General features: G+C 70.6%; 25 protein-coding genes and 1 pseudogene. 18 read left to right on the forward strand and 8 right to left on the reverse strand.

What is annotated here, in order from left to right:
* Positions 1-44 precede the first annotated feature (44 nt).
* From CK206_RS12895 to CK206_RS20445, 4 genes are all read right to left on the reverse strand, one after another.
* Positions 45-1067: a glycine betaine ABC transporter substrate-binding protein gene (locus tag CK206_RS12895; protein ID WP_227022193.1), complete on the reverse strand. Its 1023-nt coding sequence runs from the start codon at positions 1065-1067 to the stop codon at positions 45-47.
* Positions 1064-1774: an ABC transporter permease gene (locus tag CK206_RS20435; RefSeq protein ID WP_096907445.1), complete on the reverse strand. Its 711-nt coding sequence runs from the start codon at positions 1772-1774 to the stop codon at positions 1064-1066. Before CK206_RS20435 ends, CK206_RS12895 begins: the two co-directional genes overlap by 4 nt.
* Before the next feature lie 104 nt (positions 1775-1878).
* A complete protein-coding gene (locus tag CK206_RS20440; RefSeq protein ID WP_069389908.1) occupies positions 1879-3057 on the reverse strand; it encodes an ABC transporter ATP-binding protein in 1179 nt (392 codons plus the stop codon).
* Positions 3054-3698 (reverse strand): ABC transporter permease, encoded by a 645-nt coding sequence (locus CK206_RS20445; RefSeq protein ID WP_067719103.1) that lies wholly within the window; start codon positions 3696-3698, stop codon positions 3054-3056. The genes CK206_RS20440 and CK206_RS20445 overlap by 4 nt, the downstream gene beginning before the upstream one ends.
* Before the next feature lie 117 nt (positions 3699-3815).
* On the opposite strand from CK206_RS20445, the gene CK206_RS12915 reads away from it, so the two are divergent.
* From CK206_RS12915 to CK206_RS12925, 3 genes are read left to right on the forward strand one after another with little or no spacing between them, the layout of a single operon-like run.
* Positions 3816-4700 (forward strand): inositol monophosphatase family protein, encoded by an 885-nt coding sequence (locus CK206_RS12915; RefSeq protein ID WP_096906624.1) that lies wholly within the window; start codon positions 3816-3818, stop codon positions 4698-4700.
* Complete coding sequence (locus CK206_RS12920) at positions 4697-5401, forward strand: alpha-ketoglutarate-dependent dioxygenase AlkB (protein WP_096906625.1); 705 nt, start codon at positions 4697-4699, stop codon at positions 5399-5401. Before CK206_RS12915 ends, CK206_RS12920 begins: the two co-directional genes overlap by 4 nt.
* Positions 5398-6162: an APA family fibronectin-binding glycoprotein gene (locus CK206_RS12925; protein WP_096906626.1), complete on the forward strand. Its 765-nt coding sequence runs from the start codon at positions 5398-5400 to the stop codon at positions 6160-6162. Before CK206_RS12920 ends, CK206_RS12925 begins: the two co-directional genes overlap by 4 nt.
* 7 nt (positions 6163-6169) lie before the next feature.
* On the opposite strand, the gene CK206_RS12930 is transcribed toward CK206_RS12925, so the two are convergent.
* Positions 6170-6949 (reverse strand): PIG-L deacetylase family protein, encoded by a 780-nt coding sequence (locus tag CK206_RS12930; protein WP_096906627.1) that lies wholly within the window; start codon positions 6947-6949, stop codon positions 6170-6172.
* A 111-nt stretch (positions 6950-7060) separates the two neighbouring features.
* On the opposite strand from CK206_RS12930, the gene CK206_RS12935 reads away from it, so the two are divergent.
* The 3 genes from CK206_RS12935 to CK206_RS12945 all read left to right on the forward strand — a co-directional run bounded on the left by CK206_RS12935 (position 7061) and on the right by CK206_RS12945 (position 11369).
* On the forward strand, positions 7061-8218 hold the full coding sequence (locus CK206_RS12935) for an acyl-CoA dehydrogenase family protein (RefSeq protein ID WP_096906628.1): 1158 nt from the start codon (positions 7061-7063) through the stop codon (positions 8216-8218).
* A gap of 52 nt (positions 8219-8270) precedes the next feature.
* On the forward strand, positions 8271-9419 hold the full coding sequence (locus CK206_RS12940; RefSeq protein ID WP_096906629.1) for an NAD(P)-binding domain-containing protein: 1149 nt from the start codon (positions 8271-8273) through the stop codon (positions 9417-9419).
* Between the two features lie 126 nt (positions 9420-9545).
* Positions 9546-11369 (forward strand): HNH endonuclease signature motif containing protein, encoded by a 1824-nt coding sequence (locus tag CK206_RS12945; RefSeq protein WP_096906630.1) that lies wholly within the window; start codon positions 9546-9548, stop codon positions 11367-11369.
* Positions 11370-11403: 34 nt separating this feature from the next.
* Here CK206_RS12945 and CK206_RS12950 read toward each other — a convergent pair whose 3' ends face one another.
* Positions 11404-11832, reverse strand: a complete 429-nt coding sequence (locus tag CK206_RS12950; RefSeq protein WP_096906631.1) for a pyridoxamine 5'-phosphate oxidase family protein — start codon at positions 11830-11832, stop codon at positions 11404-11406.
* A 167-nt stretch (positions 11833-11999) separates the two neighbouring features.
* Here CK206_RS12950 and ectA point away from each other — a divergent pair, with 167 nt between their 5' ends.
* From ectA to CK206_RS12985, 7 genes and pseudogenes are all read left to right on the forward strand, one after another.
* On the forward strand, positions 12000-12512 hold the full coding sequence (gene ectA / locus CK206_RS12955; protein ID WP_067715900.1) for a diaminobutyrate acetyltransferase: 513 nt from the start codon (positions 12000-12002) through the stop codon (positions 12510-12512).
* A 70-nt stretch (positions 12513-12582) separates the two neighbouring features.
* Positions 12583-13878, forward strand: a complete 1296-nt coding sequence (ectB, locus tag CK206_RS12960; RefSeq protein WP_096906632.1) for a diaminobutyrate--2-oxoglutarate transaminase — start codon at positions 12583-12585, stop codon at positions 13876-13878.
* A 50-nt stretch (positions 13879-13928) separates the two neighbouring features.
* The gene (locus tag CK206_RS12965; RefSeq protein ID WP_067715905.1) at positions 13929-14351 is read left to right on the forward strand and encodes an ectoine synthase; all 423 of its coding nucleotides are present in this window, start codon (positions 13929-13931) and stop codon (positions 14349-14351) included.
* Positions 14352-14496: 145 nt separating this feature from the next.
* Positions 14497-15864 (forward strand): annotated as a pseudogene (locus CK206_RS12970) (flavin-containing monooxygenase); the annotation flags it as partial.
* Positions 15861-16661 carry a bile acid:sodium symporter family protein gene (locus CK206_RS12975; RefSeq protein ID WP_069390135.1) on the forward strand — a complete coding sequence of 267 codons (801 nt, stop codon included), beginning with the start codon at positions 15861-15863 and terminating at the stop codon, positions 16659-16661. The pseudogene CK206_RS12970 and the gene CK206_RS12975, both read left to right, overlap by 4 nt.
* Entirely contained in the window at positions 16658-17599 is a 942-nt protein-coding gene (locus CK206_RS12980) for an SDR family oxidoreductase (protein WP_069390136.1), read from the forward strand. Before CK206_RS12975 ends, CK206_RS12980 begins: the two co-directional genes overlap by 4 nt.
* A gap of 38 nt (positions 17600-17637) precedes the next feature.
* Positions 17638-18486 carry a PIG-L family deacetylase gene (locus CK206_RS12985; protein ID WP_096906634.1) on the forward strand — a complete coding sequence of 283 codons (849 nt, stop codon included), beginning with the start codon at positions 17638-17640 and terminating at the stop codon, positions 18484-18486.
* A gap of 1 nt (position 18487) precedes the next feature.
* Here the strand turns inward: CK206_RS12985 and CK206_RS12990 are convergent, their stop codons facing one another.
* Entirely contained in the window at positions 18488-19501 is a 1014-nt protein-coding gene (locus tag CK206_RS12990; RefSeq protein WP_069390138.1) for a DUF2332 domain-containing protein, read from the reverse strand.
* A 109-nt stretch (positions 19502-19610) separates the two neighbouring features.
* On the opposite strand from CK206_RS12990, the gene CK206_RS12995 reads away from it, so the two are divergent.
* From CK206_RS12995 to CK206_RS13015, 5 genes are read left to right on the forward strand one after another with little or no spacing between them, the layout of a single operon-like run.
* Positions 19611-20681: a glutathione S-transferase family protein gene (locus CK206_RS12995; protein WP_069390139.1), complete on the forward strand. Its 1071-nt coding sequence runs from the start codon at positions 19611-19613 to the stop codon at positions 20679-20681.
* A gap of 30 nt (positions 20682-20711) precedes the next feature.
* Positions 20712-21296: a GtrA family protein gene (locus tag CK206_RS13000; RefSeq protein WP_082923884.1), complete on the forward strand. Its 585-nt coding sequence runs from the start codon at positions 20712-20714 to the stop codon at positions 21294-21296.
* 8 nt (positions 21297-21304) lie between these two features.
* The gene (locus CK206_RS13005; protein WP_067715918.1) at positions 21305-22120 is read left to right on the forward strand and encodes a trimeric intracellular cation channel family protein; all 816 of its coding nucleotides are present in this window, start codon (positions 21305-21307) and stop codon (positions 22118-22120) included.
* A 9-nt stretch (positions 22121-22129) separates the two neighbouring features.
* Positions 22130-22825, forward strand: coding sequence for a hypothetical protein (locus tag CK206_RS13010; RefSeq protein WP_067715919.1), 696 nt, complete (start codon positions 22130-22132; stop codon positions 22823-22825).
* Between the two features lie 60 nt (positions 22826-22885).
* A complete protein-coding gene (locus CK206_RS13015) occupies positions 22886-23566 on the forward strand; it encodes a DNA-3-methyladenine glycosylase I (RefSeq protein ID WP_067715923.1) in 681 nt (226 codons plus the stop codon).
* A gap of 4 nt (positions 23567-23570) precedes the next feature.
* On the opposite strand, the gene CK206_RS13020 is transcribed toward CK206_RS13015, so the two are convergent.
* Positions 23571-24857, reverse strand: coding sequence for a glycoside hydrolase family 3 N-terminal domain-containing protein (locus CK206_RS13020; RefSeq protein WP_096907446.1), 1287 nt, complete (start codon positions 24855-24857; stop codon positions 23571-23573).
* Positions 24858-24915 lie beyond the last annotated feature (58 nt).

The following is a 24915-nucleotide window of genomic DNA, read 5'->3' on the forward strand; positions in this document are numbered from 1 at the left end:
CCGGGCGGGCGGGCGCATCCGGCCGCGCGGGGGCGCACCTGCGGTCAGTCCACCGAGACCAACCCCCGGTCCTCGAGGAAATCGCGTGCGACCAGCGCGGGATCCTCGCCGTCGACGTCGACACGCATGTTCATCTCCACCATCACCTCGTTGGTGAGGATGTCCACCAGCGGTGCGAGGACGTCCTCGATCTCCGGGTGCGTGTCGAGCATCTCACCGCGGACCACCGTCGCGAGGTTGTAGACGGGGAAGAAGCGCTGGTCGTCCTCCAACACCAGCAGGTCCAGGCCCTTGATCCGGCCGTCGGTGGTGTAGACCTCGCCGAACCGGCACTCCCGGCCGACCGAGGTCGCCTGGTAGATGATCCCCGGCTGCATGATCGGCGTGGGCACGGCGTCCGCGTCGAACCCGTAGGCCTCCGCCAGCCCGGGCCAGCCGTCGCGACGCACGGAGAACTCAGTCTCCATGCAGGTCAGAGCCGCCTGTGGATCGGTCCGGGCCAACTCGGCGTACTCGGAGAACGTGCGCACCCCGGTCTCCTCGGCGGTGGCCCGGTTCATCGCGAACGAGTAGGTGTTGTCCACGGTGGTGGGGGCCAGCCACCTCAGGTCGTGCTCGGCCAGGTCGGCGTCACGCACCGCCTCCCACTGCCCCTGCGGATCGCGGATGGGGTCGGAGTTGCCCAGGTAACTCATCCACGCGGTGCCGGTGTACTCCATGCCGATGTCGACCTGCCCGGTCACCAACGCCTGGCGGAAACTGTTCGACCCGGCCAGTGACGACATGTCGGACACCTCCATCCCCGCGGCCGCCAGCAGGAACTCCACCAGGTAGCTGGCGATCACGCCCTCGGTGAAGTCCTTGCCGCCGACCGTGATGCGCACTCCCTCCAGCGCGGGGACGGTGCCCTCGGGGCCGGGGCCCACGGGCAGCGGGACGGAACCGCCGTTGTTGAGCCCACATCCCGTCGCCAGCATCACGGTGGCCAGGAGCGCGGCGACCAGGCGCCTTGTTCGTGTCAACGCTGTTCGCGTCAGCCCGGCGCGCGCGGGGATCGTGCCGGTCATCGCAGCCCCTTCGGATTGAACAGGATCTCGCCGACCCCGCCGAGCCAGTCGACGAACAGCGCCAGGCACACCGCCAGTACCGAGCCGACCACGAGGGTGGTGTAGTCCTGCAGCCGGTATCCGGTGTCGATGAAGATCCCCAGGCCGCCGGCGTCGACGAGGAAGCTCAGCGTCGCCGTGCCGACCGCCAGCACGAGGGTGGTGCGCAGGCCGGCGAGGATGAACGGCACCGCGAGGGGCAACTCGACCGTGCGCAGGACCCGTCCGCTCGACATCCCCTGTCCGCGCGCCGCGTCGATGAGTGCGGGGTCGACGTTGCGGATCCCCACGATGGTGTTCCGCAGTACCGGCAACAGGGAGTAGAACGCGACCGGCAGCACACCGATCCAGAACCCGGTCCGGTTGGTGGCCAGGAACAGGAGCACGATCAGGCCGATCGCGGGCGCCGCCTGGCCGATGTTGGCGAACCCCACTGCCACCGGTGCGAGGAACCGTGTCCGTCGGCGGGTGAGCAGGATCCCCAGCGGAACGCCGACCGCCACGACGATCGCCACGACCGTCACCGTGATCTGCACGTGCTCGAGCGTGCGCTGGGTGATGGAGGCGGCGTTGAGCGAGGCCTTCTGCGTCTCTTCCAGTTCGCCGGCCAGCGCCCACCACAGCACGCCGACGGCCGCGGCCACGATGAGAAGCGGCTGCACGATCAGCCGCGCGGAGTCCTGGAGGGCGGCGACCCGACTGGCAGAACCTCCGCGACCAGCGGCGCCCCCACGACCGGCGGAGCCCCCACGCGTCGCCGTGGCGGGGGCGCTCACGGCGCCACGTCCTGTTCGGCGAGGCCCTCGTCGTTGTGCCGGTGGTGGATACGCCGCAACTCGGCGACCAGGTCGTCGATCCCGATCGTGCCGCGGTAGGCCCCGTCGCGGTCCACGACCACCGTGGTGGCGCTCGCCGTCGACAGCAGCCCGTCCAGTGCCTCCTGCAGCGAGGAGTCGACCGTCACGGTGCCGGTGATCGGCAACCCGCCCGAGCCCAGGTCCGACATCCGCGACACCCGGTCCCCGCGCACCCAGCGCAGGGGGCGGCCGGCGTCGTCGAGCACCACGGCCCACTCGTCGCTGGTTCCGCGCAACCGGGCCGCGAAGTCGGTCGGGCTCTCGGAGGCCCTCGCCGTCGTCGCCCCTTGCAGTTCCACGTCCCCCACGCGCCGGAGGGTCAGGGTCTTCAGCGCGGCGTCGTCGCCGATGAACCCGCTCACCGTCTCGTCGGCGGGGTTGGTGAGGATCGCCTCCGGGGTGTCGAACTGCAGCACCGACGAGCCGGGACCGAGCACCGCGATCCGGTCCCCGAGCTTGACCGCCTCCGAGAAGTCGTGGGTGACGAAGACGATGGTCTTGCGCAGCTCGTCCTGCAGCCGCACGAGCTCGTCCTGCAGCGACGCGCGCGTGATGGGGTCGACCGCGCCGAACGGCTCGTCCATGAGCAGCACCGGCGGGTCCGCGGCCAGCGCCCGGGCCACGCCGACGCGCTGCTGCTGACCGCCGGAGAGCTGCGCGGGGTAGCGGTCGCGGTAGTCCGACGGGTCCAGTCCGACCAGCTCCAGCATCTGGTCCACCCGCTCACGGATGCGCGACTTCTTCCACTTGAGCAGCCGCGGGACGGTGCCGACGTTCTGCGCGACCGTCATGTGCGGGAACAGCCCGGAGGCCTGGATGGCGTAGCCGATGCTGCGGCGAAGGGTGTCGGCGTCGAGGGTCCGGTTGTCCTCGCCGTCGATGGTGATCGTGCCGGAGGTGGGCTCGATGAGGCGGTTGATCATCCGCATGGTGGTGGTCTTGCCGCAGCCGGACGGGCCCACGAAGACGGTGGTCCGCCCGGCCGGCAGTTCGAGCGAGACGTGGTCCACCGCCGGGCGCTCCTGCCCGGGGTAGACCTTGGTGACGTCGTCCAGCACGATCGGCACGCCGGATACGGGTTCTGAGGTGCTCACTGGTTCCCCCTGATGGTGAGACGTCCGAGCAGGACGAGGAGCGCGTCGAGGACGAGCGCGAGGACAACGATGAGCACGGTCGCGGTGAGCGCCATCGGCAGCGCGGTGGGCGTGCCGACCCGGGACAGGGCCGCGAAGATGAGGTTCCCCAGCCCCGGGCCCTTGGCGTACGCGGCGATGGCGAGGATGCCCATCGACATCTGGGTGGAGATGCGGATCCCGGCGAGGATGGACGGCCACGCCAGCGGGATCTCGACCCGGCCCAGCACCCCGATCCGGCTCATCCCCACCCCGCGGGCGGCGTCGACGGTCGCCGCGGGCACGGCGTCCAGGCCGACGATGGTGTTGCGCAGGATCGGGAGCACCGCGTAGATCACCAGTGCGGTCATGGTGGGCAGCACGCCCAGGCCGAGGACCGGGATGAGCAGTCCGAGCAGCGCGAACGACGGGACGGTCAGGGCGGTGGCGGCCAGGCCGGTCGCGATCGCGGACCCCGACCGACTGCGGTACACGGCCACCCCGAGCGCGACCGAGAGCAGTGTCGCGATGAGCACGGCCTGCACGGTGGCGCTGATGTGCTGCCACGAGTCCGTCGCGAGCTGGAAGCGGCGGGTGGAGATGAAGTCCATCAGGGCGGTCATCGCATCTCGGCTCCATGAGGTGTCGGGTGCGCCCACGGTAGCCGGATCGGCGGGCGTAGAGGGCGCACATGCGCCGATCCGTCGGGACGGTGGCGGGGCGTGGTGCACCATGGGGGCATGACGTCACGGCCCGCACGCCCCCTGGATCACGACCTGACCGAGCGCCTCGACGAGCTCCTCGCCGCCACTGGCCGCATCGCCCGTCGGCACTTCCACGGTGACCTCGAGTCGTTGGCCGCCGCGGACAAGAACGGCGTGGCCGGGCGCGGTGAGTCAGGGCACGCCGGGAACGGCGCGACGGACGGGCGCTACGACCCGGTGACCGAGGCCGACCGCGCGATCGAGGCGCTGCTGCGGGCGGGGATCTCGAACGTCTACCCGGGCGACCGGATCGTGGGGGAGGAGAACGGCGAGACCGGGCCGGCCGGCGCCGCCCGGACCTGGTACCTGGACCCGATCGACGGCACCAAGGCGTTCATGACGGGGATGGCCGGGTGGGGAACGCTCGTCGGCGTGGTGGAGGACGGCCGCGCCGTGGCCGGGTGGATGGACCAGCCGATCCTGGGCGAGACCTTCGCGGCCGTGCACGGCCGCGCCACCGTGCGGCGCCGCTCCGACGGCCCGGGCGCGATCGACCTGCGCGCGTCGGGGTGCACGGAGCTGTCCGAGGCGATCATGTACACCACCCACCCGTCGATGTTCGGTGACGACGGCGAGGTGCGCAGCCGCTACGACGAGCTCGGCCGCCGGGTCCGCCTGCAGCGCTTCGGCGGGGACTGCTACGCCTACTGCATGCTCGCCGCGGGGCGCGTCGATCTGGTCGTGGAGGCCGACCTGAACTCGTACGACATCGTGGCGCTGATCCCGATCATCGAGGCCGCGGGCGGCGTGATCACCGGCCCGGACGGCCGCCAGCCGCTCGAGGGCGGCACGGTCGTGGCGGCCGCGACCCCGGAGCTGGCGGAGCAGGCGTGGGCGGTGCTGGGCACGGACCTGGGGTGACCGATCCCCTGTTCGGCGTCGACCGCGCGCCCACCATCCTGGGCCCCGGCGCCGTGCACGTACCCGACTGGCTGAGTCGGGAGCAGCAGGAGTTCCTCCTCCGGGCGTGCGTGGACTGGGCCGCCGTGCGCGTGCCTCGCTCGATAGTGCTGCCGGGCGGGGGCCGGATGTCGGTGCGCACGTTCAGCCTGGGGCGCCACTGGGTGCCGTACCGGTACGACGACGACGAGGTGGTACCGCCGGTCCCGGACTGGCTGGTGCGGGCGGCGCGGAACGGGCTCGCGGCGGCAGCGGCGGTGGAGCCGGCGGTCACGGGGTCGGCACACACGCCCGGGGCCGACCGTACTGCTGACTACACCCCGGATACCGCCCTGGTGAACCTCTACGGCCGTGGATCCACGATGGGCCTGCACCAGGACCGCGACGAGGCGTGCATGGCACCGGTCGTCTCGCTGAGCCTGGGTGATGCGTGCACGTTCCGCTTCGGGACCCCGGAGCACCGCGGGCGCCCGTACACCGACGTGCGCCTGGAGTCGGGCGACCTCGTGGTGTTCGGCGGGCCGTCGCGGATGGCCTTCCACGGCGTCCCGAAGGTCTTCGACGGCAGCGCCCCCGCGTGGTGCCGCGAGGTGCTGGGCGCGGAGCCGGGGAGGGTCAACATCACGCTGCGGGAAACCCGGCCGCCTACGCTGGGCGAATGACGTCTGGGCAGAACCCGTCCGCCGGCCGGAGCCGGACCATCCTCGTGGTGGCGCTCGTCGCCGTCCTGGCGGTGGTCGCCGCGGTCGTGACGGTGGTCGTCTCGTCGGCGACGTACGCCCCGGGGGTGCGCACCCTGTCCCCGAAGATCCAGGTGGCGGCCGGTTCCGACCATGTCGATCCCGAGACCGGCCTGGTCATCCGGGTCCCCGAGGGGTGGCGCGCGGAGTCGGGCGAGCTGGTCTTCGGCAGTACCGTCATGAGTCCGGTCGTGGACGAGGAGGCGGGGTCGGGGGCGCAGCCTCCGGCGGCGGAGCCTCCGGCGGACGGGCGATCGGACGGGGTCGTGCTGGCGGGCCGCCTCACCGAGGACCTGTTCGACCCGGAGAACCCGGACAACCAGCTCGCGGCGCTCGCACTGGCCAACGGGATGGGTCAGTTCCTGCTCCCCGTCCCGGGGCGGCCGGTCGAGGAGCGGATCGAACCGCTCTCCACGCGCGTCGGCGACGGCTGGTCGGTGTCGTTCCGGGTGCTCCCCGCGGTCCAGCAGGACATCATCGGCCCGGAGGGCGCACTGGTGTACTCGGCGGTCGTCGGCGAGGGCGCGCAGCGCTTCTGGCTGACCTACGTCAGTCGTCCGGGCGACGGCACCATGTCGTCACCCCACGCCGAGTGGGCCGACGAGATCGTCGAGCGCCTGCGGCCCTCCGAGGCGTACTACGCGCCACTGGGCCCGGGGGAATCGACCGCCGAACCGGCCTGAGGCCGGCTCAGGGCCGCATGCGCCGGAAGCCCACCACCGGGTTGCCGCCGGCGAGTCCCTCACGCGACGCGCACACGGCCTCGACCTGCGCGCGCGCCTGGTCCCGCACCGGCGTCTCCGGGTCGAGCACCGACAGGTACTCGGAGTGCTCGGCCAGCGCGTCGACGGCCGGCTCGACGAAGCCCTTCACGTCGACGTAGTGCGTCACCTCGGGCGAGGACTCGAACCACATCTGCGGACGCCCCTCCGCGGCGTCCACCCCGACCGCGGCGACCAGGTCGTCGTACGCGGCCCCCACGGCCGCTCCGAACTCCATGTGATCGCTCTGGTTGGGCATCCCCGGCCCGAACTCCTCACCGGAGTACAGGGAGATGACCACGTCCGGGCGATGGCGGCGGATCGCGTCGGCCACCGCGTCGCGCAGTTCGGCGTTGTTGACGATCCGGCTGTCCGGGAAACCGAGGAACTCCACCTCGTCCACCCCGACGATCGCCGAGGACCGCCGCTGCTCCTCCTCGCGGATCGGTCCCGCGATCGCCGGTGCCATCCCCTCGATGCCGGCCTCGCCGCTGGAGGCCAGGACGTAGACGATGCTGCGGCCCTCGGCCGTCCACCGCGCCACCGCGGCGGACATCCCGTACTCGGGGTCGTCGGGGTGTGCTACCAGGACCAGCCCCCGGGTCCAGTCGGTGGGGAACGCCTCGGGCACGGAATGGTCCGAGGATGCCGGGGAGGTGGCCTTCTCGGGCTGGGCTGCGTTCTCTGGCCGGTCCGGGGAATCGTTCATGACCCGAGTATGGCCCTCCTCGGTGCTCGCGTGCCCGCCGTCGCCGGAACGGGCACACGTAAACTTGCCGCGAACCTCATCGTCGTCGTCGTCCCCTCATGGAGGCCCCCAGTGTCCGCACTCTTCCCCGACTACCGCCCCACCTGGGAGACCGACGACCACCGGCTGCTCCGAGAGCACGCCCGCGCGTTCTTCGCCAAGGAGATGACGCCCAACCAGGAGAAGTGGTCCACACAGAAGCACGTGGACCGCGAGACCTGGCTGCGCACCGGCGAGGCCGGCCTCATCTGCCTCGACGTGCCCGAGGAGTTCGGCGGCCAGGGCGGCGACCCGGGCATGGAGTACCTCGTCACCGAGGAGCTCGTCTACTCCGGCGACACCGCGTTCGGCATGGGCGTCGGCTCCACCATCACCCCCCACTACGTGGCGAACTACGCCACGGAGGAGCAGAAGCGCGAGTGGCTGCCGAAGATCTGCTCGGGTGAGTGGATCTCCGCCATCGCCATGACCGAGCCCGGCGCCGGCTCGGACCTGCAGGGCGTGCGCACCACCGCCAAGCGGGACGGCGACCACTACGTCATCAACGGCTCCAAGACGTTCATCTCCAACGGTGGCTCCGCCGACTTCGTGGTGGTGGTGGCCAAGACCGACCTCGACGCCGGCCACAAGGGCATGGCCCTGTTCGCCGTGGAGGCCTCGACGCCGGGCTTCGAGCGAGGCCGCGTGCTGGAGAAGATGGGCCGCCACGGCGCCGACACCGCCGAGCTGTTCTTCAACGACATGCGCGTGCCCGCCGCCAACCTCCTCGGCGGCGAGGAGGGGCAGGGCTTCTACCAGCTCATGAACCAGCTGCCGCGTGAGCGTCTGGCGATCGCCGTGGACGCGCTGGCCATGGCCGAGGCCGCCGTCGTGGAGACGCTCGAGTACGTCCGCGAGCGGCAGGCGTTCGGCAAGCCGATCCTGGACTTCCAGAACACCCGCTTCGAGCTGGCGCACTGCAAGACGCAGGTCATGGCCACCCGCACGTTCGTCGACCACTGCATCTCCCGGGAGATCGACGTCGAGCTCGACGCCGTCACCGCCTCCATGGCCAAGCTGCAGGCCACCGACATGCTCGACGACGTGGTGGACCGCTGCCTCCAGCTGTTCGGCGGCTACGGCTACATGATGGAGTACCCCATCGCGCAGAAATTCGCCGGCGCCCGCGTCATGCGGATCTACGGTGGCACGAACGAGATCATGAAGGAGGTCATCGGTCGGGCGCTGTGACCGATAACCGTCGATAGGAACAGTTCAGGACCGTTCCGAAGGGGGTGGCGGGGTGTCGGACGCGGTCGTGCGCGATGTTGTGGTGATCGGCGGGGGCCAGGCGGGCCTCGCGGCCGGTTTCTACCTTCGCCGCGCCGGCGCGGACTTCGAGATCCTCGACGCCTCGGACGAGCCCGGCGGCGCGTGGCCGCACACCTGGCCGTCCCTGCGGTTGTTCTCGCCCGCCGACTTCTCGTCCCTGCCGGGCCGCCGCATGCCCCGCACCGACGACGGCGCCAATCCCGGCGCGGCCCACGTCGTGGACTACCTGCGCGGGTACGAGGAGTACTACGACCTCCCCGTGCGGCGCGGGGTGACGGTGGTCGCCGTGGAGCGGCCGGGGGCAGGGCGAGAGGGCGGCTACGTCACCAACGCCACCAACGGCGACGACGGCCACGACGACAACCACGACGACGACCAGGACCACGACGACGAGGTGTTCCTCATCCGCGCCACTGACGGTCGCTCGTGGCGCGCACGGGCGGTCATCAGTGCGACCGGTACCTATCGACGCCCCTTCGTCCCCACCTATCCGGGAGCCGCCGACTTCCGTGGCCGGCAGCTGCACAGCGCCGCCTACCGGGGCCCGTCGGACTTCGAGGGCAGGCGCGTCGTTGTGGTCGGTGGCGCGAACTCGGGCGCCCAGATCGCCGCGGACCTCGCGCGACCACTCGCCGACTCCGGCGGGTCGCTGACCTGGTGTACAACCGGCCCGCCCCGCTACCTGCCCGACGATGTCGACGGCCGCGAACTCTTCCGCGTCGCCAACGCGGCCATCCGGGGCGTGGGGGAGTCCGGCGGCGGCATCGCCGAGCTGGGCGACATCGTCGTGGTGCCACCGGTCCGCGCGGCCCGTGACGCCGGCCTCCTGCAGGCGACGCCGATGTTCGAGCGGTTCACCGCGGCCGGCGTGGAGTGGTCGGACGGTCGACGCGAGCCGGTCGACGCGGTGATCTGGTGTACCGGCTTCCGGCCGGCGTTGGGTCACTTGCGGGGGTTGCTGCCGCGTCGCGACGGACGGGTCGTCACGAGTGGCGTCGAGGTGCAGGGCGTCCCGGGACTGTTTTTGCTCGGCTACGGCGACTGGTGCGGCGCGGCGTCGGCGACCCTCATCGGGGTGGGGCAGTGGGCGAAGGCGGCGGTGGCCGCGTCGCTGGGGTGAGCACGACGGTCCCGCGTGTTCTCGGCTGGGGCTATTTGATGATGTGTGACCCTTGCCTGTTCGAATGTGCGTGCGTATCATAGAACACAGATTCGAGACCGTACGCACGGGCAGGGGGTGGGGCACATGGGCGGGAACGAAGACGCCGCGGCCGGTGGCCCGTCCCCGTCCGGTGGCGGCTCCGGTTCCGCGGCGCCCGTGTCGCTGTCGGGGTTGCGGGCGGCGGCGCGGGAGGGGTGGATGGGCGAGAATCGTGCGGCGGCGCGCCGGTTCGTGGCCTGTTACGAGTTGTTTGTCGAATGCCAGCGCCGGGAGGAGTCCGGTGCGGGCGGCGGTGAGTGTCGGCCCGGTCATGCGGTGCTCGATCCGATCGATGTCGCGGCGGGGTACGTGGTGTCGGCGATGGCGATCTCGACGGGCCGGGCCGAACGGATGATCACCTTCGCGCTCGATCTGCACCTGCGGTATCCGGCGATCCTGTCCGCGATGGCGCAGGGGCGGCTGGATCTGCAGGCTGCGAATATCCTGGCCTCGCAGATGGCCACCGTCCACGTCGATGTGCTCGAGGCGGTGCAGCGGCAGGTCGTCGAGGAGTACCTCGCCGCGATCGAGGGCGGGGTGCGCCTTGGTGAGAAAGCCATCCGCGGCAACGTCGATGCGATCATCGCCCGCTACGACGCGAACGGCATCCGCCTGCGCCGTCAGGAAGCGGCCCGCACCCGCGGGGTGCGGTTCCACAAGGGCGTCGACGGCATGTCGAGTGTGTCGGCGATCCTGGCCACCGAGGAAGCAGCCGTCCTGGCCGAGGCCCTCGACCAACGGGTGAAAGACCACAAGTACGCCGACGCCCAAGCCGCCGCCAACGCCCAAGCCGACACCGCCAACCCCGACACCAACACCGGCACCGGCGGCTCTGGCGAGGTCGAGGATTACTCGATCGCCGAGCGGCGCGCCGACGCCCTGATGTCCCTGGTGTGCGGCGATCCCGGCCTAGCCGGCACCCCCACCCGCCCCGGCCGGCCCGGCGCGCCTGGTGCCGGGGTGGCGTTGCGGCCGAAGGTCACCGTCATCGCCACCGGCAACACCGCCCGCGACGCTGGCGGTGCCCGAGTGGAGTTCACCCGCACCGGCCAGGCCGCCCTGCAGGCCCTGCTGGACATGCTCGCCACCAGCGACGGAGCCACCTTCGAACCCATCGACCCGCGGATCGGGGCCGCCGATGACGCCCGCACCGCCCTGAAATACCGGCCCGGTGCCCAGTTGGCCCGCCGGATCCGGCTGCGGGACGGCACCTGTCGCCACCCCGGCTGCGCGATCCCGGCCGAGGCCTGCGATCTGGACCATGTGGTGCCGTTCGATCACGCCAACCCCCAGCGGGGCGGACACACCGTCGAGGGCAACCTCGCGGCGATGTGCCGGCGGCATCACCGGTTCAAGACCTTCTCGGACTGGATCTACGAACTGCAGCCCGACGGCACCCTGACCGTGCGCACCCCGGACGGTTCGACCATGCTCACCCGGCCCTCCGGCCCACTGGCCGAGTACCGGCGTGAACAGGCGCGCGCCGAGACCGAGGCGTGGACCCGGCAGCAACGCCGCAGCCCCGGGCCCACCGGTGACGAGCAGGCCAACGCGGAGCCGACGTTCTGGTCGCGCCGCGCCTCCCGCCACCGCACCGAACGCCGCAACACCGAACGCCGCAAGGCCGAACGCGCCCGCACCTTTGACCCCGCCCCACCCGCGCCCGGCACGGGCACGGACGCCGCCGGCTCCACCACCGGCGCGGCCACCGACACCACGCCCGAGAAAGCCACCCCCGCCAGCGCCACCCCCGAGAGCGCCAGCCGCTGGTGGGCCCGCAACAAACCCCACCACAGCGACATCGAAAAAGGCATCCGCGCCCTACTCCACGAACGCCTCGACGAACTCATCGACCCACCACCGTTCTAGGCGGCTGGGTGGGCGCAGACCAGTGGGGCGTGGGTCAGTAACCGGTGTAGCGCTCCGGCTCCTCGCCGAAGGTGAATCCGCGGCCGGAGATCTTCTCGGGCGTGATCTCGACGAAGTTGTACTTCAGGGTCGGGATCCAGGGCTTGAGCCCGAGATCCTCCGCGCGGTTGATCTCCGCGAAGCTGTCGAGCCGTCGCGCCGTCCCACGCACGACGATCGACCAGGCATCGTCGCCCTCGATGTGATCGACCTGGAACACGACATCCGGATGGACCGTGATTCCGGCGAGCTTGGAGCCCTCCGCGGTGCGGAAGAACAGCTTGCCCTCCGGGGAGAGCGCGTAGTTGACGGGGAAAATGTCGGCACGGCCCTCGGAGACGGTGACCAGGCGTCCCAGGGAGACGGTGCCCAGAAGCTGCAGACTTCGCGCCTCGTCGAATTCGGTGATCGGGTTGGCGTCCATGCCCTGATTCTGTCACCGCAGAGCCTTCGCCGGAACCGTTGTCGGAGACTGCGCCGTGACCGACCTCACTCCCCGGCGGCCACCTGCACACTCATCGTGTTTTCAGGTAACGAATTGGGGAAGGGTGATGCAACAACGTGGGGACGTCACTACGGTGGACACCGACTATGAACCCAGGAGAACGAGTAGTACCCCGTAACCCTGATTCGTCCGACGCGCTGTTCCGTGTGCCCACCGCGGCCGACGGAACCCGCATGTGGGAGATCGCCCGAGACAGCGGCGTTCTCGACCTCAACTCCTCCTATGCCTACGTGCTGTGGGGGGCGGAGTTCTCGGAGAGCTCCGTGGTGGTGGAGGTCGAGGGCCGGGTCGTCGGATTCGTCACCGGATTCATCCGCCCCTCGGAGCCGGACACGATCTTCGTGTGGCAGGTCGGCGTCGACGCCGACCAGCGCGGCAAGGGACTGGCGGCGCGACTGCTGCACAGCCTCATGGACCGGCTGGCCGAGCGCGGCGTGGTGCGCCTGCGCACCACCATCAGCCCGGACAACGAGGCGTCCCAGCGCACCTTCGGTGCCGTCGCGCGAGACCGCGGGATGACGCTGTCCGACGAGGACTACCTGAGCTCCGAACTCCTCGGCGAAGGTCACGAGCAAGAAGACCTGTACACGATTTCCTAGACGAGGGCGCGCGGGCCGCCCGGCCCGCCACCGTCGCCCGCCTCTTCACAAATGGAGTGATCTGAAGACCATGACCGAGTCCACGCACGACACCAGCACCAATACGGACATCTTCTCCGACCGCGAGTCGGAGGTCCGTAGCTACTCGCGCAACTGGCCGGTGGTATTCGACACCGCCAAGGGCACCGCGCTCACGACCGTCGACGGAGACGAGTACCTCGACTTCTTCGGCGGTGCCGGCGCACTGAACTACGGCCACAACGACGACGACATGAAGAGCGCGCTGTTGGAGTACATCCAGCGCGACGGCGTCACCCACTCGCTCGACAAGTACACCGTCGCCAAGCGCGCGTTCCTGGAGACCTTCTCCTCGAAGATCCTCGAGCCGCGCGGGCTGGACTACAAGGTGATGTTCCCCGGGCCGACCGGCACCAACGCCGTGGAGTCGGCACTCAAGCTGGCCCGTAAGGTCACCGGCCGCGAGGCCATCATCAACTTCACGAACTCTTTCCACGGCATGACCCTCGGATCGCTGTCGGTGACCGGCAACTCGATGAAGCGCGCCGGTGCCGGCATCCCGCTGGTCCACGCCACGCCGATGCCGTACGACAACTACTTCGGTGGCGTCACCGAGGACTTCCAGTGGATGGAGCGCGTCCTCGTCGACTCCGGCTCGGGCATGAACCGCCCGGCGGCCGTGATCGTCGAGTGCGTCCAGGGCGAGGGAGGCATCAACGCTGCGCGCGCCGAGTGGCTGAAGGCCCTCGACGAGCTGTGCAAGCGCCACGACATCCTGCTGATCGTCGACGACGTCCAGATGGGCTGCGGTCGCACCGGCGAGTTCTTCTCGTTCGAGTTCGCGGGCATCAAGCCGGACATCGTCTGCCTGTCCAAGTCGATCGGTGGCTACGGCCTGCCACTAGCGGTCACCCTGTTCAACCGCGAGCTCGACGAGTGGACCCCGGGCGAGCACAACGGCACCTTCCGCGGCAACAACATGGCATTCATCACCGCCGACGTGGCGCTGCACAAGTACTGGTCCGACGACACCCTCCAGAACCGCACCCTCGAGAACGGTCGCATCCTGCGCGAGCGCTTCTCCCCGCTGGTCTACAAGTACGAGGGAAAGCTCGAACTCCGCGGCCGCGGCATGGCGTTCGGTATCGCCTTCCTCGAGAAGCCGGAGCTGGCCGGAGAGGTCATGGCCCGGTGCTTCGACAAGAAGATGCTGGTCGAGACCGCCGGCCCGAGCGACGAGGTCGTCAAGTTCCTCGCTCCGCTCACCCTGACCGACGACGAGCGTGATCGCGGCATCGAGATCTGCTACGAGGCCGTCGACCACGTCCTCGCCCAGCAGTACCTCTGAGCGCCCAGACCACACACCCTCGACCCACGACCTCGCCGAGGAGGCCCCGCATGATCGTTCGTACCACCGCAGAGATCACCGACACCGACCGCCACATCAAGGGTAACAACGGCAACTGGGAGTCCAAGCGCATCGTCCTGGCCGACGACCGTGTCGGGTTCTCGTTCCACGAGACCACCATCGCGGCCGGCACGACCAACGACTTCCACTACGCCAACCACATCGAGGCCGTGTGGCTGACCCGTGGCAAGGGCACCCTGCGTGACCTGACCAACGACAAGGAGTACCCGCTCGAGGCGGGTTCCATGTACCTGCTCGACGGCAACGAGAAGCACCAGGTCATCGTGGAGGAGGAGATGCAGATGCTCTGCGTCTTCAACCCCCCGGTCGTCGGCGACGAAAACCACGACGAGAACGGCATCTACCCGCTCCTGCGTCTGCAGGACGACGGCTCGGTCGTTCGCGAGAAGTAGACTCCGGGTCGCTTCCGGGCCCTCCCCGGTCGATTTCGTCCAGTGCGGACGAAACCGGCCGGGGATTCTCGCGTTCTGGGGCAGTATCTGTACCCGTTCCCATCTTTGACACCCGTCCAGTCGCCATCATCGGGCCGGGCCCTCCGGCCTGGCCGCAGCCCGCAACCTCGACCGTCAGGGCGTCGCCTGGGTGGGCTTCGACCTCGCCGGAGACGTCGGCGGGCTGTGGAACATCGACTCCCCGCGCAGCACGGTCTACGCGTCGGCCCACCTCATCTCCTCCGCCCGCACCACGGAGTTCGCCGAGTTCCCCATGCCGGCCGACACCCCCGACTACCCGGACCACCGCCGGTTGCTGGCCTACTTCCGCGACTTCGCCGACCACTTCGGCCTACGCGAACGGTTCCGCTTCGGCACCGAGGTGGTCCGCGCGGAACCGGTGAGTGACGCGCGCGACTCCAGGTGGCGACTCCACGTGCGCGCCGCCGGCGCGGCCAGGGGAGGGGGCAGCGACGACGACGAGGTGGGCGGCGGGCCGGTGGCTGACGCCGGGGAGTTCTCGGCCGTGGTGATCGCGAACGGCACCCTCTCCGAACCCACCATCCCGGAGTTCGCCGGGGAATTCAGCGGCGAGGTCCGCCACACCAGCCGGTACAAGTACCCGCAGGAGCTGGCCGGAGAGCGGGTCCTCGTGGTGGGCGGTGGCAACAGCGGGTGCGACATCGCCGTCGACGCCGTCCACCACGCCGCCTCGGTCGACATCAGCGTGCGGCGCGGTTACCACTTCGTCCCCAAGTACATCCTCGGCCGGCCGGCGGACACGCTGAACTCGGGCCGCCCGCTGCCGGCGCGGATCAAGCAGTTCGTCGATTCGCGGATGCTCAGGCTGTTCACCGGCGACCCCACGCGGTTCGGGTTCCCGAAGCCCGACCACAAGATCTACGAGTCGCACCCCGTGGTCAACTCGCTCGTCCTGCACCACGTCGGCCACGGCGACATCGGTGTGCGCCCGGACATCGAGCGGTTCGACGGGCGAACCGTGCACTTCGTCGACGGGACCTCCGGCGAGTACGACCTGGTCATGCTCGCCACCGGCTACGTGCTGGACTACCCGTTCATCGACCGCCGCCACCTCGACTGGGCCGAGAGCGCCGCCGCGCCGGACCTGCACCTCAACATCTTCCCGTCGGCCCGCGACGACCTCGCCGTACTCGGCATGCTCGAGGCCTCCGGCATCGGCTGGCAGGGCCGCTACGAACAGGCCGACCTCGTCGCCCGCTATCTCGCGGCACACCGTGACGACTCACCGGCCGGGCGTGCGGCCCTCGCCGTCGTCGACTCCTCCCGGCGCGGCCCCCGCCCGGACCTCACGGGCGGCTACCACTACCTCGGGCTGGACCGGATGGCCTACTACGTCAACAAGAGCGCCTACCGCGGCGCCGTGACCGGGCTGGTCGCGCGCATGGAGGCGGCGGGTTCGGACTCCGCGCAGACACCGGGGGCCGGCTCGTGAACGTCGACGACATCCGGATCGCGTTCGACTCCGGGTCCCTCACCACGCTGAAGATCGTCCTGGGACTGATCCTGTTCGGCATCGCCATGGACACGCGGCTCTCCGACTTCCGGCTGGCGCTGCGCAAGCCAAGGGCGTTCGCGGTGGCCGTGGCAGCACAGTTCGCGCTGCTGCCCGCGCTGACGTTCCTGCTGACGCTGCTGCTCGGCGTGCAGGGGTCGGTCGCGCTCGGCATGATCCTCGTGGCGTGCTGCCCGCCCGGCAACGTCTCCAACATCCTCACCCACCGGGCGCGTGGCGACGTGGCCCCGTGGGACATGCTCAGCGAGGTGCTGCTGGTCATCGCGCTGCCGTTCGCGCTCGGGCTGACCGTGTCGCACCTGCTGCCGCAGGTCGCCGCGCGCACCCACCGCGTGGTGGGGGTTCTGTCGTTCGTGGCGCTGGGCGGGATCATCGTGATCGCGGTCGCCAACAACTGGTCGCTGTTCGTGGCCTACATCGGGGTGGTGGCGGTGGCGGTGTTCCTCCACGACGCGCTCGCCCTGGGCCTCGGGTACGGCATCGCGCGTGGGTTCCGGCTCGACGTCCCCGCCCGCAAGGCCATGACGTTCGAGGTGGGCATCCGCAACGCCGGGCTGGGACTGCTGTTCGTGTTCAGCTTCTTCGACGGACTCGGTGGGATGGCCCTGGTCGCCGCGTGGTGGGGTGTGTGGGACATCATCGCCGGGTTGGTCGTCGCCGTGGTGTGGGCGCGGCACAGCACGGCGAACGCCGAGAACAGGGAGGTCACGGCATGAAGGTTCTGGTCACCGGCGGCAGCGGGTTCCTCGGCAGAGGGGTGGTGGCCGGACTCGCGGCTGCCGGGCACGAGGTGACGAGCGGCGACCTGCTGGTGCCGGACGACCCGGGCGCCCCCGGGGTGCGGCACGTGCGCCTCGACGTGACCGACGCCGCCGCCGTCTCCACCGCCGTTGCGGGGCACGACGCGGTGGTGCACCTGGCCTCGATCGTCGACCCCGACGGGATGGGGCGCCACGCCGCTTACCGGGTGGATGTCGACGGCTCCCGTCACGTCCTCGACGCCTGTGTAGAACACGGGGTCGGGCGGCTCGTCGTGTCCTCGTCGGGCGCGGCCTACGGCTACCACGCGGACAATCCGGTGCCCATCACCGAGGATCACCCGGTCCGCGGCACCAGCGCCTTCGCGTACAGCCACCACAAGGCGCTCGTCGAACACCTGCTCGCCGACGCCCGCCGGGAGCACCCGGAGCTGGAGCAGGTCGTGTTGCGCGTCGGCACGATCCTGGGCGACGCCGTGGACAACCAGATCACCGCCCTGTTCCACCGGCGGCGGCTGCTGGCCGTGCGGGGGTCGGACTCGCCGTTCGTGTTCATCTGGGACACCGATCTGGTGGCGATCGTCGTGCGCGCGGTGGGTGACGGGCCGCCCGGCACGTTCAACGTGGCCGGCACCGGCACGCTGACCATCCACCAGATCGCGGCGCGGCTCGGCAAGCGCACCCTCGCGATCCCCGAGCCGGTGCTCAAGGCGGTCCTCGCCGTGGGAAGCGCACTGCGGGTCAGCCGCTACGGGCCCGAGCAGACCGGCTTCCTGCGTTACCGCCCGGTGCTGGACAACACGCGTCTACGGACGGTCTTCGGCTACACGCCTGAGCTGACCAGCGCCGAGGCGTTCGACCGCTGGCTCGCGGGCCATCCCGACGCACGGGCGTGACGCCCCGCGCGGGGCGGCCGGCAGGGCAGAATGTCCGGGTGTCGACCATCGTGTTCCTCCACGCCCATCCCGACGACGAGACGTCCCAGACCGCGGGGATGATGGCGCTCGCCTCCCGCGCCGGGCACCGGGTGGTGACGGTGTTCGCCACCGACGGCGATCACGGTGAGCGCCCCGAGCACCTCGGACCCGACGGCGACCTGGTGGAGCACCGGCGAGGGGAGGCCCGTGCGGCGGCGGCGGTGCTGGGCGTGGCCCGGATCGACTGGCTGGGGTACCGGGATTCGGGGATGACCGGGTGGGAGCAGAACGATCACCCGCTGAGCCTCCACAGCGCCGACGTCGACGAGGCCGCCGCGCGGGTGGCGCGGATCTGCGACCGCGAGGACGCCGACGTCCTGGTGGGCTATGACCACCACGGGAACTACGGGCACCCCGACCACATCGCGGTCCACCGGATCGCCCGGCGCGCGGCGGAGGTGGCCGCGCGACGTCCCCGCCTGATGGAGGCCACGACCAATCGGGACACCCAGGTGGAGATGCTCGACAGCCCCGCCGCGGCCGAGTTCATGCAGGCTCTCGCGGCCGGCGGGATGGACCTCGACGCGGATCGGATCCGGCAGGCGATCCTCATCGGCGACGACGGACAACCGATCGGGGTCGCGGAGTCGGAGATCGCGTGGGCGATCGACCTGCCGTCGGACGTGATCGACCTCAAGCGCCGCGCGATGCAGTGCCACGCCAGTCAGACCAGCGACATCGGCATGATGCTGGCGTTCCCGCCGGACATCTACGCCGCGGCCTTCGGCACGGAGTACCTCATCGAGCCCGACGCGAGTGGGTCCGGAACGGACGTGCCGATGCGGCGCGGGTGGCCGTTCGGCTAGCTCAGGGCAGGTCGAGCGCGCGGACCCAGTCGCCGTGGCCGTGCGCCGTGGCCAGGGGGCGACCGTTGACGGCGACGACGAAGATGCCCTTGTGTCGACGGAGCGACTCCGGGACCTGCTCGGCGACGTCGGGCAGGAGGGTCACACCCTCGACCGAGATCCACACACAGTCCAGCTCGGTGACCCGGCGGACGAACTCGGCGCGGGCCGGCGGCTCGAGGTAGCCGAGCACCGCGGTGTGGAACACCACCGGTGTCGATCCCGCGGGACACGCGGCGACGGAGGCCTCCAGCTCCTCGACCAGGTCGCCGGCGATGATCTGCGGCGGGTCGGCGGCCGCGATGTCGAGCGCGGCGTCCAGGCGGGGCACGCGCTCGGCCTGCTGTCCGGGCCAGACCAGGCTGCGTAGCCAGTCGCGGGAATCCGGGTCGGCTGGATCGATGGGGGAGAGGTCGACGCCGCCCCGGTGGACGACCTCCGGCAACGCGCGGGGCAGCGGGACGCCGTCGCGCAGGTCGCAGTCCAGGACCGGGGGCGCCGCGGGAGAGTCGACGATTGCGGGCGTCAGCTCGCGGGTGACGCCGCCGTCGAGCGTGTACCGGTAGGCGTAGCGGTCCGGGTAGAGGCACAGGCCGGCGGAGGCGCCCATCTCCACCAGCGAGAGCGGTCCGGGCAGCAGGGACAGGAACGGCAGGAGCACCGCGCAGCGCTTGGCCTCGTTGGTCTGCGTGGAGTGCGTGAGCGCGATCTGTTCGATCCCCGGCCAGTGTTCGTGGACGAAGTCGCGGAAGGCCGGGTAGTCCTCGGTCTCGGGCGCACCGGCGTGACGGGCGGCGGCGAAGAACAGTGCCGGCTGACGCTTGATCCGGGGCAGCGAGGCGATGAGGTCGCTGGTGTCGGGGTCGTCCGCGATGCCCCGGGCCCAGGAGAGGTACACCGGGGTGCGTCCGCGGACCTCGAACTCGGCGAAGTCGGAGTAGCGGGCGGGGACGTCGTCGACGTGCGCGGAGTCCATGGTGCCCAGCGTCGCACACCCGTTGTCGGGAGGAGGGCTGGCCTGGCCACATCCCACCCGGTATGTTGGTGATGCATCAATAACCTCACGCCGATCTCTGGAGGCCCTCATGGCTGCCGACACCGACTTCACGCCCGCCAGGAACGCCTCGACCGACGGTGAGTTCGTCCGCGACGCCACCTACATCAACGATCGCGTGGTGGCGGACGTACCGGCCGGGTCGGAACCGGTGGGGGACAGGGTGGGCGAGATGCGGTGGCCGGTGGAGCCCGGCCGCTATCGACTCATGGCCGCCCGCGCCTGCCCGTGGGCCAGTCGCACCATCATCGTGCGCCGTCTCATGGGACTCGAGGGCGCCATCTCGATGGGCCTCGCGGGCCCCACGCACGACGTCAACTCCTGGGTCTTCGACCTCGACCCGGACGAGCGCGACCCGGAGACCGGTCTGCACCGTCTGCAGGAGGCCTACTTCAACCGGATCCCCGACTACCCGCGCGGCATCACGGTCCCCGCGCTGGTCGATCTGCCCACCAAGTCGGTGGTGACCAACGCCTATCAGAAGCTCAACTTCGATCTCCTCTCCGAGTGGACGGCCTTCCACCGCGAGGGCGCCCCGGACCTGTACCCGGCCGAGCACCGGGACGAGATCGACGAGCTGGACTCGTGGATCTACCCCACCGTGAACAACGGCGTGTACCGCTGCGGATTCGCGGCGGACCAGGACGCCTACGAGCAGGCGTACGACGAGCTGTGGGAATCGCTGGACCGGCTCGAGGAGCGGCTGTCCACGCGCCGCTACCTCGTCGGCGACACGATCACCGTCGCGGACATCCGGTTGTTCACCACACTGGTCCGCTTCGACGCGGTCTACCACGGCCATTTCAAGGCCAACCGCAACAAGATCTCCGAGATGCCCGCGCTGTGGGGCTACCTGCGGGACCTGTTCCAGACCCCCGGTTTCGGTGACACCTGCGACTTCCCGCAGATCAAGGAGCACTACTACGACGTCCACCGGGACGTGAACCCCACCGGTGTGGTCCCCAAGGGGCCGGACCTGTCCGGTCTGCTCACCCCGCACCACCGCGAGGAACTGGGCGGTCGACCGTTCGGCGACGGCACCGCACCCGGGCCCATCGAGGACCCGGCGGAACGCATCGCGGAAGGCCACGGCGCGGCCTGAGAGGGCGGTGAACGCCTAGACTCATCGCCTGTGACCCCAGCCCTCCCCGAACCCGGCCGCTACCGTCGTGGCGCCCGACAGTTCCTCATGTTCGGGATCGTGGGTGGCTCCGGCATGGTCGTGAACATGATCGTCACGGTCCTGATGAACAAGGCCAACGGCGGGACACAGAACGCCCAGGACATCCTCTTCCCGCTCGGGGGGACGGAGTTCAACTTCCGGTTCACCACGCTGGTGTGGATCGTGGCCTTCCTCGTGGCGAACGTCTACAACTTCCTGCTCAACCGGCACTGGACGTTCGGCAAGGGGCACAAGGCGCCGCCCTGGCAGGAGTTCTGGCCGTTCCTCGTGGTGGGGTCGGTGGCGGCGGCCGCGGGTATCTTCATCAAGCTCGCGTTCACCAACCCCACCAGCCCGTTCTACCTACCGGAGCCGCTGTTCCACGAGGACGCCGGGATCAACTCCCGTGAGTACTGGAGTCAGCTGCTGACGATCCTCATCACGATGCCGATCAACTTCATCGTCAACAAGCTCTGGACGTTCCGGGCGGTGCGCAACCGTCATCACGCGCGTTCCACCACGGATGCGTCGGACGCGGCCGACGCGGTGGTCTAGGCCCCGCCGTGGAGTCCTCGCCGCTGGTCCTGTGGTTCGACCTGATGGGTGTGTTCTTCTTCGCCCTGTCCGGGAACCTGCTGGCGGCGCGGAAGGACATCGACATCACCGGTGGCCTCGTGCTGGGGCTTCTCGCCGGTCTCGGTGGCGGCATCATCCGTGACGTCCTGCTGGGGGTCACCCCGCTCGCGCTGTCGGAGCCGATCTACCTGGTCGCGCCCGTGGTCGCGGCGGCGGTCGTGTACCTGCTCGGTTCGCTCATCCACCGCGTGCAGACCCTGATCGTCGCGTTCGACGCCGCGGGCCTAGGGCTGTTCTGCACCTTCGGCACCGCGCGGGCGCTGGATCACGGGATGCCGGTCGCGTCGGCGCTGCTGCTCGGGGTGGTCACGGCGGTGGGCGGCGGGTTGCTGCGGGACGTGGTCGCCAACGAGATCCCCGCGGTGTTCAGCGGCTCCAACCTGTATGTCATCCCGGCGGCGACCGGTGCCGCCCTGACGGCCCTCGCCGTGGCCACCGACACCTGGGGGCCGATCGCCGCGACCGTGTTGTCCTTCCTCGTGTTCGCGTTCCGCATGGTCGCGTGGTGGCGACAGTGGCGTGTCCCGGCACCGGTGCGGAGCTGGACCGTGCGGGACCTCGACGTGCTGCGGCGCCGCGAGCGGTCGGTGTTCGGCCGCCCGCGCCGGGAGGGGAGCTCTGCCGGCGAGCGGGACGACGGCGAGCGGGACGACGGCGAACGGGACGACAACGAGGGCCGCGACCGCGACGACGACGCTGATCCCGACGGCCTCCGAGACTTCCGGCCGGGCCGACGTCGGTAGGGTTGTCCGGTGCAGTACTACCTCAGCCTGCTGGGTTTCGCGGCGATCGATTCGCTCAACCTCCTGGCCTTCGCCGTCATCGCGGGCCTGTGGCTGACCTCTGCCGGACGCGGGGTCGCGTTCGCGCCGCGGGCCGCACGGTTCACCGGCGGCGCGTTCTGCGGCATCGTGTTGCTCTCGCTGATCTCGGTGTGGGTGATCGGCAACAACCAGGAGTTCGTCCGCAGCCTGTTCTACAACCTGTGGGCGATGGTCGCGCTCGGCGTGGTCGGCCTCGTCATCACGGTCATGGGGTTGCGGCAGCCCGCCGAGGCCAAGGAGGAGAGCGTCGAGGCGCCGCTGACGCAGAACATCCTGCAGAAGTTCGGGATCATGGCCACGGGTGTCGCCCTGGGCGTCATCCAGTCCGGGACGTCGGCGCCGTTCGCCGCGGGGATGGTGCTCATCTCCTTCGCCGAGACCCCGTGGTGGTCCAAGCTGCTGCAGATCCTGTACTTCGCGATCATCGCGATCCTGCCCAGTGCCGGGTTGATCGTCGCCCTGGCGCGGGTCCGGTCGGGCGGGATCACCGCGGCCACCCGCCGGATCGACCGGTTCCTGTCGTACGGCCGCGTGGCCGGGCGCGTGCTCACCCTCGTGGTGGGTGTGGCGCTGCTGGTCCTGGCTCTGGTGCGGATCGTCCAGCTCACGGGCGTGCTGTCGTAGCGCGGTCCTAGGGTGGCGGGCGACCGCCACACGGGTGGTCCGATGAACCCGGGAGACCCCATGCAGACCCAGCCCCAGACACAGATCCAGACCCAGAACCAGACCCAGAACCACGCCTCCGCCGCCGGCACGGTGCTCTGCGAGGACGGACTGAGGCGACCTCCCTGGGCGGCGCGGGACCCCCTGCTGCGGGAGTACTACGACACCGAGTGGGGCGTGCCCGTCCGCGACGAGGCCGGCCTGTTCGAGCGGCTGGTCCTCGAGGGATTCCAGTCCGGGCTCAGCTGGGTGACGATCCTGCGCAAGCGCCCGGCCTTCCGGGAGGCGTTCGCGGGGTTCTCCCCGGACGCTGTCGCCGCCTTCACCGAGGACGACGTGGCCCGGCTCATGTCCGACGAGCGGATCGTGCGCAACCGCCGGAAGATCGACGCCGCCATCGCCAACGCGCGTGCAGTGGTAGCCCTGCGGTCCGAGGGCGGGCTCGGGGAGCTGATCTGGTCGTACCGGCCGGAGACCACCCCGCAGCCGCGGACCGCGGACGAGGTACCCAGCCGCTCGCCGGAGTCGGAGGCGCTCGCGAAGGAGCTCAAACGACGGGGTTTCAGCTTCGTGGGACCGGTGACCGTCTTCGCGCTGATGGAGGCGATCGGGGTGGTCGACACCCACCTGGTGGATTCGCACCGTCGCGGATCCTCGGGCGTGTGGACCGGGGGCGCGGCGACTCCGGAGGGCGCGGGCTGACCGGTCAGCCGGGTGGCCCCGGCAGTGCGGGCAGTCCGGCGCGGGGGGCGAGGTCGGGGATCGGTGCGGACAGTGCGGCGGCGCCCTCGACCTGCCCGGTGGCGGGGCCGCCCACACAGCCGGGGATCCCGCGCAGTGCCGCCATGCGCATCAGGGAGCGGTCGAGGGCCTGTCTGCTCAGGGCGCCATTGGCCAGGGCCTGTTCGACGGCGTCCAAGGCCTCGCCGATCCCGGCCGTGGTGATCCACAGCGGGGAGTCCGCGCCGGCGATGAGCGACTCGGCGACCGCCCGGGGCAGCGGGAAGGCGTCGGTGACCGCGCGCATGCCGGACAGGTCGTCGGTGAAGATCGGTCCGTCGAACTGTTGCGCCCCGTAACCTTGGCCCTCCCGCAGGAGTCGGTACGCCGCCGGTGAGAGCGAGGCCGGACGGTCCACCCCGGTCAGTCCGGGCACCTGCTGGTGGCCCAGCATGATGCCGGCGCCGGGGGTCCCGGCGAGTTCGGCGAACGGGTGCAGGTCGTGGGGCACGAGCTGGTCCAGGGGTGGCACGGTCACCGACTGGTTGTGGCTGTCGCCGGAGGAGCGGCCGTGGCCGGGGAAGTGCTTGAAGACCGGGGCCACACCGGCGTCCTGCAGTCCGGTCGCGAACGCGCGGGCATAGCGCACCACGCGGGCCGGATCGGGGGAGAAGGAGCGGTCCCCGATCACGGCACCGTCCGGCTGCGCGGACACGTCGACCGAGGGGGCGAAGTCGACGGTCACGCCCATCCCGCGCAGGAACTCGCCGCGCGCGCGGGCCGCCGACCGGACCTGCTCCGGACTCATGGTGGCCGCCATGACCCGGGCGGACGGCAGCGGGCCGGCGTAGGGGGCGATGCGGGACACGCGGCCGCCCTCTTCGTCGATCGCGACCAGCAGCGGGAGGGGACTGTCCTGCTGGAGACGGGCGAGCGCGTCGCCCGAGACCACCTCGCCGACGACGCCGCCACCGAGGAAGATCCCTCCGATCTTGTGTTGCTCGACCGCCTGCCGGGCGTCTGCCATCGAACTCACGCCGACGGTGAACAGTTGCGCGATCCGCTCCCGCTGGGTCAGCGAATCGAGCGGCGACTCGCACGGCGGTGCCGGTGCCGGTGGTGCGGGCGGCGCAGCGCCAGCCGCTGTCGCTGCCGGGGTGGCCGCAGCGCTGACGGGGGCCGGGTCCGCGGGTTCGTCGTCCGCGCACCCGCTCATCGCCAGTCCGGTGATGAGGACGGCGGCCGTCACGCGGAGCCGGCGGGTGAGGGACACGACCCCCAATGTATCCGGACCGGCGGGTGAGCCGAATTCGAGCGGGGGGCCGGGTGCC

Origin of the sequence: Dietzia sp. WMMA184, from assembly GCF_002441635.1 — a bacterium.
GTDB classification, from domain to species: domain Bacteria; phylum Actinomycetota; class Actinomycetes; order Mycobacteriales; family Mycobacteriaceae; genus Dietzia; species Dietzia kunjamensis.

Bases quoted from the DNA above. Each gene is read 5' to 3' on its own strand.
- CK206_RS12990 (WP_069390138.1), bottom strand. From the start codon at position 19,501: ATGGACTCCGCGCACGTCGACGACGTCCCCGCCCGCTACTCCGACTTC.
- CK206_RS12995 (WP_069390139.1), top strand. From the start codon at position 19,611: ATGGCTGCCGACACCGACTTCACGCCCGCCAGGAACGCCTCGACCGAC.
- CK206_RS20445 (WP_067719103.1), bottom strand. From the start codon at position 3,698: ATGACCGCCCTGATGGACTTCATCTCCACCCGCCGCTTCCAGCTCGCG.
- CK206_RS12930 (WP_096906627.1), bottom strand. From the start codon at position 6,949: ATGAACGATTCCCCGGACCGGCCAGAGAACGCAGCCCAGCCCGAGAAG.
- CK206_RS12965 (WP_067715905.1), top strand. From the start codon at position 13,929: ATGATCGTTCGTACCACCGCAGAGATCACCGACACCGACCGCCACATC.
- CK206_RS12895 (WP_227022193.1), bottom strand. From the start codon at position 1,067: ATGACCGGCACGATCCCCGCGCGCGCCGGGCTGACGCGAACAGCGTTG.
- CK206_RS12950 (WP_096906631.1), bottom strand. From the start codon at position 11,832: ATGGACGCCAACCCGATCACCGAATTCGACGAGGCGCGAAGTCTGCAG.
- CK206_RS13015 (WP_067715923.1), top strand. From the start codon at position 22,886: ATGCAGACCCAGCCCCAGACACAGATCCAGACCCAGAACCAGACCCAG.
- CK206_RS12945 (WP_096906630.1), top strand. From the start codon at position 9,546: ATGGGCGGGAACGAAGACGCCGCGGCCGGTGGCCCGTCCCCGTCCGGT.
- ectA (WP_067715900.1), top strand. From the start codon at position 12,000: ATGAACCCAGGAGAACGAGTAGTACCCCGTAACCCTGATTCGTCCGAC.
- ectB (WP_096906632.1), top strand. From the start codon at position 12,583: ATGACCGAGTCCACGCACGACACCAGCACCAATACGGACATCTTCTCC.
- CK206_RS12915 (WP_096906624.1), top strand. From the start codon at position 3,816: ATGACGTCACGGCCCGCACGCCCCCTGGATCACGACCTGACCGAGCGC.
- CK206_RS12925 (WP_096906626.1), top strand. From the start codon at position 5,398: ATGACGTCTGGGCAGAACCCGTCCGCCGGCCGGAGCCGGACCATCCTC.
- CK206_RS12980 (WP_069390136.1), top strand. From the start codon at position 16,658: ATGAAGGTTCTGGTCACCGGCGGCAGCGGGTTCCTCGGCAGAGGGGTG.